Below are 13,893 nucleotides of genomic sequence, written 5' to 3'. Positions count from 1 at the left end.
GACTGGACGTACTCAGGCAGCCAACTTACCGCTGGCGATTGCCACCGAAGCTGCCACCATCGCCCTCAGCAACACCGCACACCCCGCCGCCAAATCATCCGGCGCCGCGTTCTCGATTTCGTTATGGCTGATGCCACCTTCACACGGCACAAAGATCATCCCCGCGGGCCCCAGTTCCGCGACGAAAATCGCGTCATGCCCTGCCCCGCTCACGATATCCATGTTGGACAACCCCAACCCATTGGCCGCATCACGCACGGCATCCACGCAGTCTTTGTCGAAGTACAGCGGCGGGAAGTCAGCGGTGGGTGTCATCTCGAACGTGAGGCCGTGCTTGGCGCAGGTTTCGTCAATCACTTTGCGCACCTGGGCAATCATCGAATCCAACCGCGCCGGTTCCAGATGGCGGAAGTCCAAGGTCATGCGCACTTCGCCAGGAATGACGTTGCGTGAGCCCGGATACGCTTGCAGGCAACCGACGGTGCCGCAGGCGTGAGGCTGATGACCCAACGCCGCCGCGTTAACTGCAGCCACCACGGCCGCGGCACCGACCAGGGCATCCTTGCGCAGGTGCATCGGGGTCGGCCCGGCATGCGCCTCGACACCCCGCAGTTTCAGGTCGAACCATTTCTGGCCAAGGGCGCCCAGCACCACACCGATGGTTTTCTTTTCATCCTCAAGAATCGGACCTTGCTCGATATGTGCTTCGAAATATGCGCCCACCTTGTGCCCGCTCACCGGGCGTGATCCGGCATACCCAATGGCATTCAGCGCATCGCCCACGGTCACGCCATCGGCATCCGTCTTGGCCAGCGTGTCGACCAGGGTGAATTTCTCGGCAAACACCCCGGAGCCCATCATGCAGGGAGGAAAGCGCGAGCCTTCTTCGTTGGTCCACACCACCACTTCCAGCGGCGCTTCGGTTTCCACCTTCAGGTCATTGAGGGTGCGCAATACCTCAACGCCCGCCAGCACGCCAAAACAGCCATCAAACTTGCCGCCGGTGGGCTGGGTGTCGATATGGCTGCCGGTCATCACCGGCGGCAACTGGGGATTGCGCCCCGGCCGGCGGGCAAAGATATTGCCGACGCCATCGATGGTCACGGTACAGCCCGCTTCTTCGCACCACTTCACAAACAGGTCGCGGGCCTGGCGATCGAGGTCGGTCAGGGCCAGGCGGCACACACCGCCCTTGGGGGTGGCGCCGAGCTTGGCGAGTTCCATCAGGGACAGCCACAGACGATCGCGGTTGATGTGCTGATGGGTGGATTGCAGAACGTCTATGGCAGCGTTCATGGGGATCTCCTCAGGCAGTAGTTCTTATGAATTTGACCAGACTCTCACTGGAGGACTGCGATCAAAAATGTGGGAGCGGGCTTGCTCGCGAAGGCGGTGATTCAGCTAACACATCTGGCGACTGGCACACCGTATTCGCGAGCAAGCCCGCTCCCACATTTGATTGCATTCCACATCGATTAAAGCGGTGTTTTCACGGCGACCACACGAGCCCCGCGTTTCATGCAGAGGGCGTAATACAACAGGCCACCGAGCGCCGAGCCGGTGAACCAGCCATAGCTGTAGAACCAGCTGAACGCATCGCTGCCCAGGGACAGCAACGTCAGCACCACCGGCACACCAAACGCCAGGAAGCCATGCCAGTTCCACGCCGGGTACACGTCATCGCGATACAAACCGGCGAGGTCCAGTTGCTGTTTCTTGATGATGAAATAGTCCACCACCATGATCCCGGCGATCGGCCCCAAGAGGCTTGAGTAACCCAGCAACCAGTTGGAATAGACGGTTTCCAGGCTCACGTCGGAGATGATCAGCCCGAGCTTTTTCAGCAGCTCATGGGCCATCAACGCCAGGCCCACCAGGCCGGTGAGCACCACCGCCGTGGTGCGGTTGATCAGCTTGGGCGCGATGTTCTGGAAGTCGTTGGTGGGTGAGACGATGTTCGCTGCGGTGTTGGTGGACAAGGTGGCGATGATGATCAGCGCCATGGCCACGGCTACCCACACCGGGCTCTGGATATGGCCGATCAGGGTCACCGGATCGGAGACGCTGACGCCCACCAGTTTTACCGAGGCGGCGGTCATGATTACGCCGAGGGCGGCGAACAGGAACATGGTCAGCGGCAGGCCGAAAATCTGCCCGAGGATCTGGTCTTTCTGACTCTTGGCGTAGCGGCTGAAGTCGGGGATGTTCAATGACAAGGTGGCCCAGAAACCCACCATCGCCGTCAGGCCTGCCATGAAGTAGCCGGTGAGGCTCGCGCCTTCGGGACGCTTGGGCGGGATCGCCATCAACTCGGTCAGCGAGACATTCGGCAGCGCCCACACCAGCAGCCCGATTCCCACCGCCACCAGCAGCGGTGCCGACAGGGTTTCCAGCCATTTGATCGACTCGGCGCCACGCAATACCACCCACAGGTTCAGGGTCCAGAAGATCATGAAGCCGATCACTTCACCGGTGCCGCCAAGGGATTTCCAACCCTCGAAAATCGACCCCAGGAACAGGTGGATCGCCAGGCCGCCAAACATCGTCTGGATACCGAACCAGCCACACGCCACCAACGCGCGGATCAGGCACGGCACGTTGGAGCCGAGCACGCCGAAGGACGAGCGCAGCAACACCGGAAACGGGATGCCGTACTTGGTACCGGGGAAGGCGTTGAGGGTCAGCGGGATCAGCACCACGATATTGGCCAGCAGGATCGCCATCAGCGCCTCGCCCACCGACAACCCGAAGTACGCGGTGAGCACGCCGCCCAGGGTGTAGGTCGGCACACACACCGACATGCCGATCCACAGCGCGGTGATATGCCACTTGTTCCAGGTGCGTTCGCGCACCTTGGTCGGTGCCATGTCGTGGTTGTAGCGGGGGCTGTCGAGGACGTCGGGGCCGGCGTCGAGTTCGTACAGGCCGTTGCGCTCAATGACTTGCGATCTGTTCTGTTGCATGGCCGCTCCACGGTTTTTTCGAATTATTTTTGCTCATCCCGTGACGTGCACGGGATGGCCGGAGTACCTCGTTGACAACATGACATCCGGGACCCGGCCAACCGCCACCGCACTCAATAACCGTGCCGTAAACCGTCAACCTGCCCGCACCGCTTATATAACTTGCTGATGTTTATCAGCTTTATTGTCTCGACCGAAGAGCCCCTCGTTACTTTCAGCGTTACTCAGGCCAACTAACGCAGAAGTTGTCCGAACCATCAGGACTCAATCTGGTGCAACACAATTATTTTTATTTACCGGCCCCGTCAAGAGGCATGTCTCAAGCGTCTGATTTGCAATAGGAAATGTTGCTCATATTGGGAACCTGTCAAGTGCGTCAAAATGGTGAGAGGCCGCTACATTTTGGTGATTTTGATTTTTTATCGTTAAAATTCAATCAGTTATTACAGACATAAGCTTATAAAAAATATTCTTGCTCATTCGAAAAACTCGGGCTAGTTTCTATTCCTGTCACCGCTGACAGGAATTAACTTTCCAGCGGCGCGATGCATGACAACATTTAGAACTGGCACAAGCCGGTCAAGCCTGTGAGGAACTCGACATGTCGCTGTTGATCCGTGGCGCTACCGTTATTACCCATGATGAAAGTTACCGAGCCGATGTTTTATGCGCAGACGGTCTAATCCGCGCCATTGGCACTGATCTGGATATTCCCGCCGGCACCGAGATACTCGACGGCAGCGGTCAATACCTGATGCCCGGCGGCATCGACCCCCATACCCATATGCAGTTGCCCTTCATGGGCACCGTGGCCAGTGAAGATTTTTTCAGTGGCACGGCCGCCGGGTTGGCGGGCGGCACCACGTCGATCATCGACTTCGTGATTCCCAACCCGCAGCAATCCCTGCTGGAAGCCTTCCATCAGTGGCGCGGCTGGGCCGAGAAGTCGGCGTCCGACTACGGCTTTCACGTCGCCATTACCTGGTGGAGCGAGCAGGTCCGCGAGGAAATGGCCGAGTTGGTGAGCCAACACGGCATCAACAGCTTCAAGCATTTCATGGCGTACAAGAACGCGATCATGGCCGCGGACGACACCTTGGTGGCGAGCTTCGAACGCTGCCTGGAACTGGGTGCGGTACCGACGGTGCATGCCGAAAACGGCGAGCTGGTGTATCACCTGCAACGCAAGCTGATGGCCCAGGGCATTACCGGGCCTGAAGCGCATCCGTTGTCGCGGCCTTCGCAGGTGGAAGGTGAAGCCGCCAGCCGGGCGATCAGGATTGCCGAAACCATCGGCACGCCGCTGTACCTGGTGCACGTGTCCACCAAGGAAGCGCTGGATGAAATCACCTACGCCCGCAGCAAGGGCCAGCCGGTGTACGGCGAAGTATTGGCCGGGCATCTGCTGCTGGACGACAGCGTGTATCAACACCCCGACTGGCAGACCGCCGCCGGCTATGTGATGAGCCCGCCCTTCCGCCCGCGCGGGCATCAGGAGGCACTGTGGCATGGCCTGCAATCGGGCAACCTGCACACCACCGCCACCGACCATTGCTGCTTCTGCGCCGAGCAAAAAGCCGCCGGGCGGGATGACTTCAGCAAGATTCCCAATGGCACTGCCGGTATCGAAGACCGCATGGCGCTGTTGTGGGATGAGGGCGTGAACACCGGGCGCTTGTCGATGCAGGAATTCGTTGCGCTGACGTCTACCAACACCGCGAAGATCTTCAACCTGTATCCACGCAAAGGAGCGATCCGCGTGGGGGCCGATGCTGACCTGGTGCTGTGGGACCCGCAAGGCACACGGACCATTTCCGCGAAGACTCACCACCAGAAAGTCGACTTCAACATCTTCGAAGGCAAGACCGTGCGCGGCGTGCCGAGCCATACCATCAGCCAGGGCAAGCTGGTCTGGGCGGATGGGGATTTGCGCGCCGAACGGGGTGCGGGTCGGTATATCGAACGGCCGACGTATCCGCCGGTGTTTGAGCAGTTGAGCAAGCGGGCGGAGCGTTCCAGGCCGGTTGCTGTGAAACGCTGAGGCCGCCATTCGCGAGCAAGCCCGCTCCCACATTCGACTACATTTATCCTGCTGGAATGGGGACGAATGAGGGAGCGGGCTTGCTCGCGAAGAGGCCGGTACAGGCAACAAAAAAACCACTGCCCACCAGAGGCAGCACCTCAAAAACCGTGAGGCCAATACCGTGATCCAGACCCTGAACCATCTTCCCCACCCCCATGAAGATGCGGCGGCCCTCGCCGCGCATTTCACCGACCTGGCGCCGCCGCTCAATGCCCGGCAAGCCCAACTGGAAGCGTCGCGCTGCCTCTACTGCTACGACGCGCCGTGCGTCAACGCGTGCCCCAGCGAGATCGATATCCCGTCGTTCATCCGCAATATCCACACGGAGAACGTCCAGGGCGCCGCGCAGAAGATTCTCTCGGCGAATATCCTCGGCGGCAGTTGCGCCCGGGTCTGCCCGACGGAAATCCTCTGCCAGCAAGCCTGCGTGCGCAACAATGCCGAGGAATGCGCCCCGGTGCTGATCGGCCTGTTGCAGCGTTACGCGGTGGACAACGCGCACTTCAGCGAACACCCGTTCCAGCGCGCCGCGCCCACCGGCAAGCGCATCGCGGTGGTCGGCGCCGGGCCTGCGGGTTTGTCCTGCGCCCATCGCAGCGCCCTGCACGGCCATGACGTGGTGATTTTCGAAGCCCGGGAAAAAGCCGGCGGCCTGAATGAATACGGGATCGCCAAGTACAAGCTGGTGGATGACTTCGCGCAAAAGGAACTGGATTTCCTCCTGCAAATTGGCGGCATCGAGATCCGTCACGGCCAGCGCCTGGGCGATAACCTGACCTTGAGCGAACTGCACCAGCAGTTCGATGCAGTGTTCCTCGGCCTTGGCCTGGCTGCCAGCAAACAGCTCGGCCTGCCACACGAAGACGCCCCCGGCCTGCTCGCCGCCACCGACTACATCCGTGAACTGCGCCAGGCCGACGATCTCAGTCAACTGCCCCTGGCCGACCGTTGCATCGTGCTCGGCGCCGGCAACACGGCCATCGACATGGCGGTGCAAATGGCCCGCCTCGGTGCCCGTGACGTCAACCTGGTGTATCGCCGTGGCCTGGCTGAAATGGGCGCCACCGGCCATGAGCAGGACATCGCCAAGGCCAACCAGGTACGCCTGCTGACCTGGGCCCAGCCCGAAGAAGTGTTGCTCGACGACCAGGGCCATGTGCGCGGCATGCGTTTCGCCCGCACCCGCATGGTCGATGGCCGCCTGCAAGCCACCGGCGAGACCTTCGAACTGGCCGCCGACGCGATCTTCAAGGCCATCGGCCAAGGCTTCGACGACGAGGCGCTGCACGACCCGCTGGCCCACCAACTGCAACGCCAGGGCGATCGGATCTTCGTCAACGAACAGCTGCGCACCAGCATCCCCGGTGTGTACGCCGGCGGCGATTGCGTCAGCCTCGGCCAGGACCTCACCGTCCAGGCCGTGCAACACGGCAAGCTGGCCGCTGAAGCCATGCACGCTCAACTCATGCTGAATGTGGAGGCTGCGTAATGGCCGATCTCTCGATTGTATTCGCCGGCATCAAAGCCCCCAATCCGTTCTGGCTGGCCTCCGCGCCGCCTACCGACAAGGCCTACAACGTGGTCCGCGCCTTTGAAGCAGGCTGGGGCGGCGTGGTCTGGAAAACCCTCGGCGAAGACCCGGCCGCGGTCAACGTCTCATCGCGCTACTCGGCGCACTTTGGCGCCAACCGTGAAGTGCTCGGCATCAACAATATCGAGCTGATTACCGATAGGTCCCTGGAGATCAACCTGCGGGAAATCACCCAGGTGAAAAAAGACTGGCCCGACCGCGCACTGATCGTGTCGCTGATGGTGCCGTGTGTTGAAGAATCCTGGAAACACATCCTGCCGCTGGTGGAAGCCACAGGCTGCGACGGCATCGAGCTGAACTTCGGCTGCCCCCACGGCATGCCGGAACGCGGCATGGGCGCGGCGGTGGGCCAGGTGCCGGAGTATGTGGAACAGGTGACGCGCTGGTGCAAGACCTATTGCTCGCTGCCGGTGATCGTCAAGCTCACGCCGAACATCACCGACATACGCGTGGCGGCGCGGGCAGCGTATCGTGGGGGCGCGGATGCGGTGTCGCTGATCAACACCATCAACTCCATCACCAGTGTCGACCTGGAGCGCATGGTCGCCCTGCCGATGGTCGGCACCCAAAGCACCCACGGGGGTTACTGCGGCTCGGCGGTGAAACCCATCGCGCTGAACATGGTGGCGGAGATTGCCCGGGACCCACAGACACAAGGCTTGCCGATCTGCGGGATTGGCGGGATTGGCAACTGGCGCGATGCAGCGGAATTCGTTGCGCTGGGCTGCGGCGCGGTGCAGGTGTGCACGGCGGCGATGCTGCATGGGTTTCGGATTGTCGAAGAAATGAAGGACGGGCTGTCGCGGTGGATGGACAGCCAGGGTTACAGCAGCCTGCAGGAATTTTCCGGGCGGGCGGTGGGCAATACGACGGATTGGAAGTACCTGGATATCAATTACCAGGTGATCGCCAAAATTGACCAGGCGGCATGTATTGGCTGTGGGCGTTGCCATATTGCCTGTGAAGATACGTCGCACCAGGCGATTGCCAGCTTGAAGCAGGCAGATGGGACACATAAATACGAGGTGATCGATGATGAGTGCGTGGGGTGCAACCTGTGCCAGATCACCTGCCCGGTGGCGGACTGTATCGAGATGGTGCCGGTGGATACCGGGAAGCCGTTTTTGAACTGGACGCAGGATCCGAGGAACCCCTACCGCGAGGCGGTGTAGCCTGAATGATCGTTCCCACGCTCCGCGTGGGAATGCATCCGTTGACGCTCCGCGTCACGACCTTAAGAGCGGACGCAGAGCGTCCAGGGCGGCATTCCCACGCGGAGCGTGGGAACGATCTAGGGCTCCAACCCGATCCCCCGCAGGATCACACTCGTCACCGTCTGCACCGCCCGCTCAAACTGCATGTCCGACAACGGCTGATGGTCATTCAGGATCTTCACCTGATGATCAAAGTCGGCATAGTGCTGGGTCGACGCCCAGATCATATACAGCAGGCTCGACGGCTCCACCGGCAAAATCCGCTTGTCCTCCACCCACTGGCGAATCTTCGCTTCCTTCATCTTGGCCCAGTCATACAGGCTCACATCCAGCGCCTCCCCCAGGGTTGGCGCGCCGTGGATGATTTCATTCGCCCAGACTTTCGAACCATAAGGCCGGCTGCGGGAATGTTGCATCTTGGCGCGGATGTAGCTACTGAGCACCACCCGCGGGTCGTCGAACATCTCGAAGCACAAGGCGTCCTGCTTCCATACCTCCAGCAGGTCGAACAACACCGCGCTGTACAGCTCGCTCTTGGTACTGAAGTAGTAATGCAGGTTGGAGCGCGGCAGTTGCACTTCTTCAGCGATGTCGGCCATGGCGGTGCTGCCATAGCCCTTCTCGGCGAAGACCTTTTCAGCCGCCAGCAGAATCTTTTCGACGTTGACCCGACGAATACCGATCTTGTGATTGCCCATAAGGGCTCCCTGACAACAACATGGCTTCAAGACTACCATCCGCTCTAGATCGCGGCGACACGCCACTGTGAAACTTCGTACAAGAACCTTCCCCGTCGATAGCGGATTGGTTAGCATCGCCATCCCCTCGAAGGATCATCCCCCATGACTATTCGACAGCGAAGCGCGTGCGACGACCCGGTGCTGGGTGCACTGTGGGAACGCTCGGTGCGCGCCACCCATGACTTTCTCAGCGAAGACGACATCCAGCGCCTGCTGCCCCTGGTACGCGACTGCTACCTGCCGATGCCCGCACTTGAAGTGTGGGTGTACGAAGATACCCAAGGCATTGGCGGCTTCGTCGGCACCGGCGGCAATAATGTCGAGATGCTGTTTATCGACCCGAACCGACGCGGCCAGGGCATCGGTCGCCAGTTGCTGGACTTCGTACGCGCCCGCCACGACACCCTGCGGGTCGACGTGAACGAGCAGAATCCACAGGCCGTGGGTTTCTACCTGCACTATGGTTTTATCCAGACCGGCCGCTCGCCCGTCGATGGCGAAGGCAAGCCCTTCCCCTTGTTGCACATGGCACTACCGAACGACTGACTCTCACCTGAAGGTATTGAACAATGTTGATCAAGAAGACCCTCACCACCGTTGCCCTGCTCGCTTCCCTGCTGGGCGCCTCGGCCGCGTTTGCCCACGCCCACCTGAAAAGCTCGGAGCCTGCCGCCGACAGCAGCGTCGCCGCGCCCAAGGACCTGCGCCTGACGTTCAGCGAAGGCGTTGAAGCGACCTTCACCAAGGTATCCCTGAGCAAGGACGGCACCGAAGTCGCGATCAAGGGCCTGGAAACCCCGGACGCCGACAAGAAAGTATTGGTGGTGACACCGGCCGCACCCTTGGCCGCCGGCACCTACAAAGTGGTGTGGAACGCGGTCTCGGTGGATACCCACAAGAGCAACGGTGAATACAGCTTCAAGGTCGGCCAGTAATCCATGGCCACCCTGCTGGTGCTGTGCCGTTTCCTGCATTTCATCGTCGTGCTGTTGATGTTCGGGGCCTGTGTGTTCAGGCCCTGGCTGCTGGGCGCGGGACCGCAACCGGTGCTGGACCGCCAACTGTCGCGCATCACCCAAGGGTTGGCGTGGCTGGCATTGGTGTCGGGGGTGGCGTGGCTGCTGTTGATCAGCGCGAGCATGGCCGGTGTCGGGCTGGGCGCGCTGGAATGGTCGACCGTGCAGTTGGTGCTGGGCAAAACCTTCTTCGGCCAGGTCTGGACCTGGCACTTGCTACTGAACGTGCTGCTGGTGCTGGGCCTGATGACGCCGTGGAAAGCGTTGCGCCTGCCGCTCTGTGCATTGCTGCTGGCGACACTGGCACCGGTGGGCCATGGCGCCATGCTCAATGGCATGGCCGGACAGTTGCTGATCCTCAATCAGGTGGTGCACCTGGTGTGTGTCGGTGCCTGGCTGGGCGGCCTGCTCCTGCTGGTGTTGATCCTCAGGCAATCGCCCCGCTATCCGTTGGAACCGATCCTCAAGCGCTTCAGTGGCATCGGTTATGGCCTGGTGACAGGGCTGCTGGTGACCGGATTGATCAACGTGCGGGTGCTCACCGGGCAGTTCTGGCCGACGCCCTTGTTCACAGGGTTCGCCCTGATCCTGTTGATCAAGGTGCTGCTGGTGTTCGGCATGCTCGCCCTGGCGCTCCTGAACCGCCTGCGGATTCACAACTGTGAGCAGCGGCTGCCTGCCTTGAAGGCCAGCGTGATGATTGAATGGTTACTAGGTGTTTCAGCGGTAGCCGCCGTTTCGCTGCTTGGCACCTTGCCGCCCATGGTTGCAGCGGGATAACTCCTCCCCCACTGACTCCCTTCACGCAGGGAGTCATCGTATAACTTTCGATTGACAACCCCCTGAAACCTCGCAAATATCGCCCTCAATGTTGTACGACAACGTATAACAAAAAATAAAAACAACAAAAAGACAAGGGAGCGTCACTGTGAGCCAACACGTCCGCCAGTTCTCCGGCACCACCCGTTTTGCCGCCATCGGTTTGAGCAGCCTGGCCTTTACCCTCCCCGCCACCGCCTCGGCAGAAGGCTTCATCGATGACGCCACCGCCACGCTCAACCTGCGCAACGCCTACTTCAACCGCAACTTCACCAACCCCGCCTACCCCCAGGGCAAGGCCGAGGAGTGGACGCAAAACTTCATTCTCGATGCCAGGTCCGGCTTCACTCAAGGCACCGTCGGTTTCGGCCTGGACGTGCTGGGCCTGTACTCGCAGAAACTCGACGGCGGCAAAGGTACCGCCGGCACCCAACTGCTGCCGACCCGCAGCGATGGCCGTCCTGCCGATAACTTCGGGCGCCTGGGCGTGGCGCTGAAAACCAAGCTGTCGAACACCGAATTGAAAGTCGGCGAATGGATGCCGGTACTGCCGATCCTGCGCTCGGATGACGGCCGCTCACTGCCGCAAACGTTCCGCGGCGGCCAGGTAACGTCCAGGGAAATCGCCGGCCTGACCTTGTATGGCGGCCAGTTTCGCGGCAACAGCCCGCGCAACGACGCGAGCATGGATGACATGTTTCTCAACGGCAAAGCCGCATTCACCTCGGACCGCTTCAACTTCGGCGGCGGCGAATACACCTTCAACGACAAGCGCACCCAGGTTGGCGTGTGGTACGCCGAACTCAGTGACATCTACCAGCAACAGTATTTCAACCTGACCCACAGCCAGCCCGTGGGCGACTGGACCCTGGGCGCCAACCTCGGGTTCTTCACCGGCAAGGAAGACGGCAAGGCCCTGGCCGGCGACCTCGACAACAAAACCGCGTTCGCCCTGCTCTCGGCCAAATACAAAGGCAACAGCTTCTATATCGGCCTGCAGAAACTCACCGGCGACAGCGCCTGGATGCGGGTCAACGGCACCAGCGGCGGCACCCTGGCCAACGACAGCTACAACGCCAGCTACGACAACGCCAAGGAAAAATCCTGGCAGGTGCGGCACGACTTCAACTTCGTGGTACTGGGCATTCCCGGGTTGACCATGATGAACCGCTACATCAGTGGCGATAACGTGCACACCGGGGCGATCACCAATGGCAAGGAGTGGGGCCGTGAGTCGGAACTGGCCTACACGGTACAAAGCGGTCCACTGCGGGACCTGAATGTGCGCTGGCGCAACGCAACGATGCGCCGGGATTTCAGTACCAACGAGTTTGATGAAAACCGGATATTCATCAGTTACCCGCTGTCGTTGTTATAGCGGTCTACAAACAACCGGAAAGGCTTTTGTGGCGGGGGAGCTTGCTGTGGGGAGAGATTGCTGTGGGGAGGTAGATTGCTGTGGCGAGGGAGCTTGCTCCCGCTGGGCTGCGCAGCGGCCCCAAAATCTTGGRAGCGCTTCGCACTCCAGCGGGAGCAAGCTCCCTCGCCACAGAAGAGCAACATTGCTCATAAAGTGAACACCGACACCCGCAAGCGCCACCTTTTAGCGCGTCGCAATTAGATAAGTAGCTCCCGAACGATTTCCCCTCATGACCATCGGTCACCCGTGCTTGTGGTGACAGACTTTTCCCACGTCGTTTCTCTCCCTTCCCACAAGTGCTACCGATCTGCTCACACACCTTGAGCCTGCGTTCTCTCACGTCTTTTCTGGGTCATATCCCCCACTCCATGCGCGGGCTTATATAGACACGTCATGAGGTCGTTTTCAGGAGTTATTGAATACGCATTCAACTTTAGGCATGGCATTTGCTCTATCAATACAAAGCCTCTCGCCATAGGAGTTTCCTTAAGGCGATGAGCGCAATAACAAGAGCCTCGCCTGAGGCCATCACCCGCTTTGTGTGAGGAGATACCGCGATGACGTCGTTCAACTCCGGGGCTCAACCCCAGAACCGTGCGCCTCAATCCATCGGCTTTTTGCTGCTGGACAATTTCACGCTGATTTCCCTGGCTTCCGCAGTCGAACCCCTGCGCATGGCCAACCAACTCTCCGGCCGCGAGCTTTATCGCTGGACGACGTTGAGTGTGGACGGAAACCAGGTGTGGGCCAGCGACGGTCTGCAAATCACCCCCGATGCTTCCATGCACAAAGCCCCGGCCCTGGACACCGTGATCGTCTGTGGCGGCGTGGGTATCCAGCGCACCGTGACCCGTGAACATGTGTCGTGGCTGCAAAGCCAGGCGCGCCAATCCCGTCGCCTTGGCGCGGTGTGCACCGGCAGCTGGGCCCTGGCCTGCGCCGGCCTGCTGGACGGGTTTGATTGCAGCGTGCACTGGGAATGCCTGGCGTCGATGCAGGAAGCCTTTCCCCGCGTGGCCATGAGCACACGCCTGTTCACCCTCGACCGCAACCGCTTCACCAGCTCCGGCGGCACCGCGCCGCTGGACATGATGCTGCACCTGATCAGCCGCGACCACGGCCGTGAATTGTCGGCGGCGATCTCCGAGATGTTTGTGTACGAGCGCATCCGCAACGAACAGGATCACCAGCGCGTGCCGCTCAAGCACATGCTTGGCACCAACCAGCCGAAGTTGCAGGAAATCGTCGCGCTGATGGAGGCCAACCTGGAAGAGCCGATCGACCTCGATGAACTGGCGGTGTACGTAGCGGTGTCCCGGCGTCAGCTGGAGCGCTTGTTCCAGAAATACCTGCACTGTTCGCCGTCGCGCTACTACCTCAAGTTGCGCCTGATCCGTGCGCGGCAGTTGCTCAAGCAAACGCCGATGTCGATCATCGAAGTGGCGTCGGTGTGCGGGTTTGTCTCCACGCCGCACTTCTCCAAGTGCTACCGCGAATACTTCGGCATTCCGCCGCGGGATGAGCGTGTGGGTTCCAACACCACGCAGCAGGTAGCGATGATGCCGATTCCGCAGGCGCTGGTGTTGTCACCGTTGTCCGGGCCGTTGTCGGCGTTGAGCCAGGCCAGGAATGAGTCGACTTTCGCCAGCGTAAGGCTTTAGACCGAGTCGCCTGCATTCGCGAGCAAGCCCGCTCCCACACTTGACCGCGTTTTTTCAGTAGGAACGCGGTCGAATGTGGGAGCGGGCTTGCTCGCGAATGCGGTATATCAGGCGCCAGAGTTCTGCCGAAATTGCACCAGCGCCGGCAACAACTGCTTGTCGATCGCCTGCCTCACCGCCGGCAAGATCGTCGCGCTGCCGGTGTACATCTGCTCAACCATACCCTTGAGCGCCTTGGCCCGCGCCGCGCTCAAGCCGCGCACCGCACACTCGCAAGCCTGCTCGGCGGTAGCGCCGCTGGACACCTCGAAACCCAACGACCGCAGCTGGCCCAGCAGGTCATCCTGGTCAATCAAATCCGCGTGCATCATGACGTTAATCCTTGT

Annotated in this window: 12 protein-coding genes; 8 read left to right on the top strand and 4 right to left on the bottom strand. The window is 60.7% G+C overall.

The genetic code is table 11. The features are described 5' to 3' along the window. Positions 1-12: 12 nt before the first annotated feature. Together A462_RS27265 and A462_RS27270 are read right to left on the bottom strand one after the other, a co-directional pair. A complete protein-coding gene (locus A462_RS27265) occupies positions 13-1,296 on the bottom strand; it encodes a Zn-dependent hydrolase (RefSeq protein ID WP_008431928.1) in 1,284 nt (427 codons plus the stop codon). A 179-nt stretch (positions 1,297-1,475) separates the two neighbouring features. Continuing rightward, positions 1,476-2,963, bottom strand: coding sequence for an NCS1 family nucleobase:cation symporter-1 (locus tag A462_RS27270; RefSeq protein ID WP_003207834.1), 1,488 nt, complete (start codon positions 2,961-2,963; stop codon positions 1,476-1,478). A gap of 601 nt (positions 2,964-3,564) precedes the next feature. On the opposite strand from A462_RS27270, the gene hydA reads away from it, so the two are divergent. The 3 genes from hydA (at position 3,565) to preA (ending at position 7,809) form a co-directional block, all read left to right on the top strand. Continuing rightward, positions 3,565-5,004, top strand: a complete 1,440-nt coding sequence (hydA, locus tag A462_RS27275) for a dihydropyrimidinase (protein WP_003207833.1) — start codon at positions 3,565-3,567, stop codon at positions 5,002-5,004. Positions 5,005-5,167: 163 nt separating this feature from the next. Beyond that, positions 5,168-6,535 carry an NAD(P)-dependent oxidoreductase gene (locus A462_RS27280; protein ID WP_003207831.1) on the top strand — a complete coding sequence of 456 codons (1,368 nt, stop codon included), beginning with the start codon at positions 5,168-5,170 and terminating at the stop codon, positions 6,533-6,535. Next, complete coding sequence (gene preA, locus A462_RS27285; protein WP_003207829.1) at positions 6,535-7,809, top strand: NAD-dependent dihydropyrimidine dehydrogenase subunit PreA; 1,275 nt, start codon at positions 6,535-6,537, stop codon at positions 7,807-7,809. The genes A462_RS27280 and preA overlap by 1 nt, the downstream gene beginning before the upstream one ends. Before the next feature lie 119 nt (positions 7,810-7,928). Here preA and A462_RS27290 read toward each other — a convergent pair whose 3' ends face one another. Next, positions 7,929-8,549, bottom strand: coding sequence for a TetR/AcrR family transcriptional regulator (locus tag A462_RS27290; RefSeq protein ID WP_003207828.1), 621 nt, complete (start codon positions 8,547-8,549; stop codon positions 7,929-7,931). Positions 8,550-8,693: 144 nt separating this feature from the next. On the opposite strand from A462_RS27290, the gene A462_RS27295 reads away from it, so the two are divergent. The 5 genes from A462_RS27295 to A462_RS27315 all read left to right on the top strand — a co-directional run bounded on the left by A462_RS27295 (position 8,694) and on the right by A462_RS27315 (position 13,507). Next, the gene (locus A462_RS27295; protein ID WP_003207827.1) at positions 8,694-9,137 is read left to right on the top strand and encodes a GNAT family N-acetyltransferase; all 444 of its coding nucleotides are present in this window, start codon (positions 8,694-8,696) and stop codon (positions 9,135-9,137) included. A gap of 23 nt (positions 9,138-9,160) precedes the next feature. Further along, a complete protein-coding gene (copC, locus tag A462_RS27300; RefSeq protein ID WP_003207825.1) occupies positions 9,161-9,526 on the top strand; it encodes a copper homeostasis periplasmic binding protein CopC in 366 nt (121 codons plus the stop codon). 3 nt (positions 9,527-9,529) lie between these two features. Further along, entirely contained in the window at positions 9,530-10,387 is an 858-nt protein-coding gene (gene copD, locus A462_RS27305; RefSeq protein WP_003207822.1) for a copper homeostasis membrane protein CopD, read from the top strand. A 148-nt stretch (positions 10,388-10,535) separates the two neighbouring features. After that, a complete protein-coding gene (locus A462_RS27310; RefSeq protein ID WP_008431917.1) occupies positions 10,536-11,804 on the top strand; it encodes an OprD family porin in 1,269 nt (422 codons plus the stop codon). Positions 11,805-12,403: 599 nt separating this feature from the next. Continuing rightward, entirely contained in the window at positions 12,404-13,507 is a 1,104-nt protein-coding gene (locus A462_RS27315) for a GlxA family transcriptional regulator (protein ID WP_003216915.1), read from the top strand. Between the two features lie 107 nt (positions 13,508-13,614). Here A462_RS27315 and A462_RS27320 read toward each other — a convergent pair whose 3' ends face one another. Then, entirely contained in the window at positions 13,615-13,878 is a 264-nt protein-coding gene (locus A462_RS27320) for a hypothetical protein (protein ID WP_003216918.1), read from the bottom strand. Positions 13,879-13,893: the final 15 nt, after the last annotated feature.

Source organism: Pseudomonas sp. Ag1, assembly GCF_000278565.1.
Taxonomy (GTDB): Bacteria; Pseudomonadota; Gammaproteobacteria; order Pseudomonadales; family Pseudomonadaceae; genus Aquipseudomonas.
This window is presented reverse-complemented; position numbering and strand designations above follow the sequence as displayed.

Excerpts from the sequence above, each read along its gene's own strand:
- A462_RS27265 (WP_008431928.1), bottom strand. The coding sequence starts at position 1,296 with ATGAACGCTGCCATAGACGTTCTGCAATCCACCCATCAGCACATCAAC.
- A462_RS27270 (WP_003207834.1), bottom strand. The coding sequence starts at position 2,963 with ATGCAACAGAACAGATCGCAAGTCATTGAGCGCAACGGCCTGTACGAA.
- hydA (WP_003207833.1), top strand. The coding sequence starts at position 3,565 with ATGTCGCTGTTGATCCGTGGCGCTACCGTTATTACCCATGATGAAAGT.
- preA (WP_003207829.1), top strand. The coding sequence starts at position 6,535 with ATGGCCGATCTCTCGATTGTATTCGCCGGCATCAAAGCCCCCAATCCG.
- A462_RS27290 (WP_003207828.1), bottom strand. The coding sequence starts at position 8,549 with ATGGGCAATCACAAGATCGGTATTCGTCGGGTCAACGTCGAAAAGATT.
- A462_RS27295 (WP_003207827.1), top strand. The coding sequence starts at position 8,694 with ATGACTATTCGACAGCGAAGCGCGTGCGACGACCCGGTGCTGGGTGCA.
- copC (WP_003207825.1), top strand. The coding sequence starts at position 9,161 with ATGTTGATCAAGAAGACCCTCACCACCGTTGCCCTGCTCGCTTCCCTG.
- copD (WP_003207822.1), top strand. The coding sequence starts at position 9,530 with ATGGCCACCCTGCTGGTGCTGTGCCGTTTCCTGCATTTCATCGTCGTG.
- A462_RS27315 (WP_003216915.1), top strand. The coding sequence starts at position 12,404 with ATGACGTCGTTCAACTCCGGGGCTCAACCCCAGAACCGTGCGCCTCAA.
- A462_RS27320 (WP_003216918.1), bottom strand. The coding sequence starts at position 13,878 with ATGATGCACGCGGATTTGATTGACCAGGATGACCTGCTGGGCCAGCTG.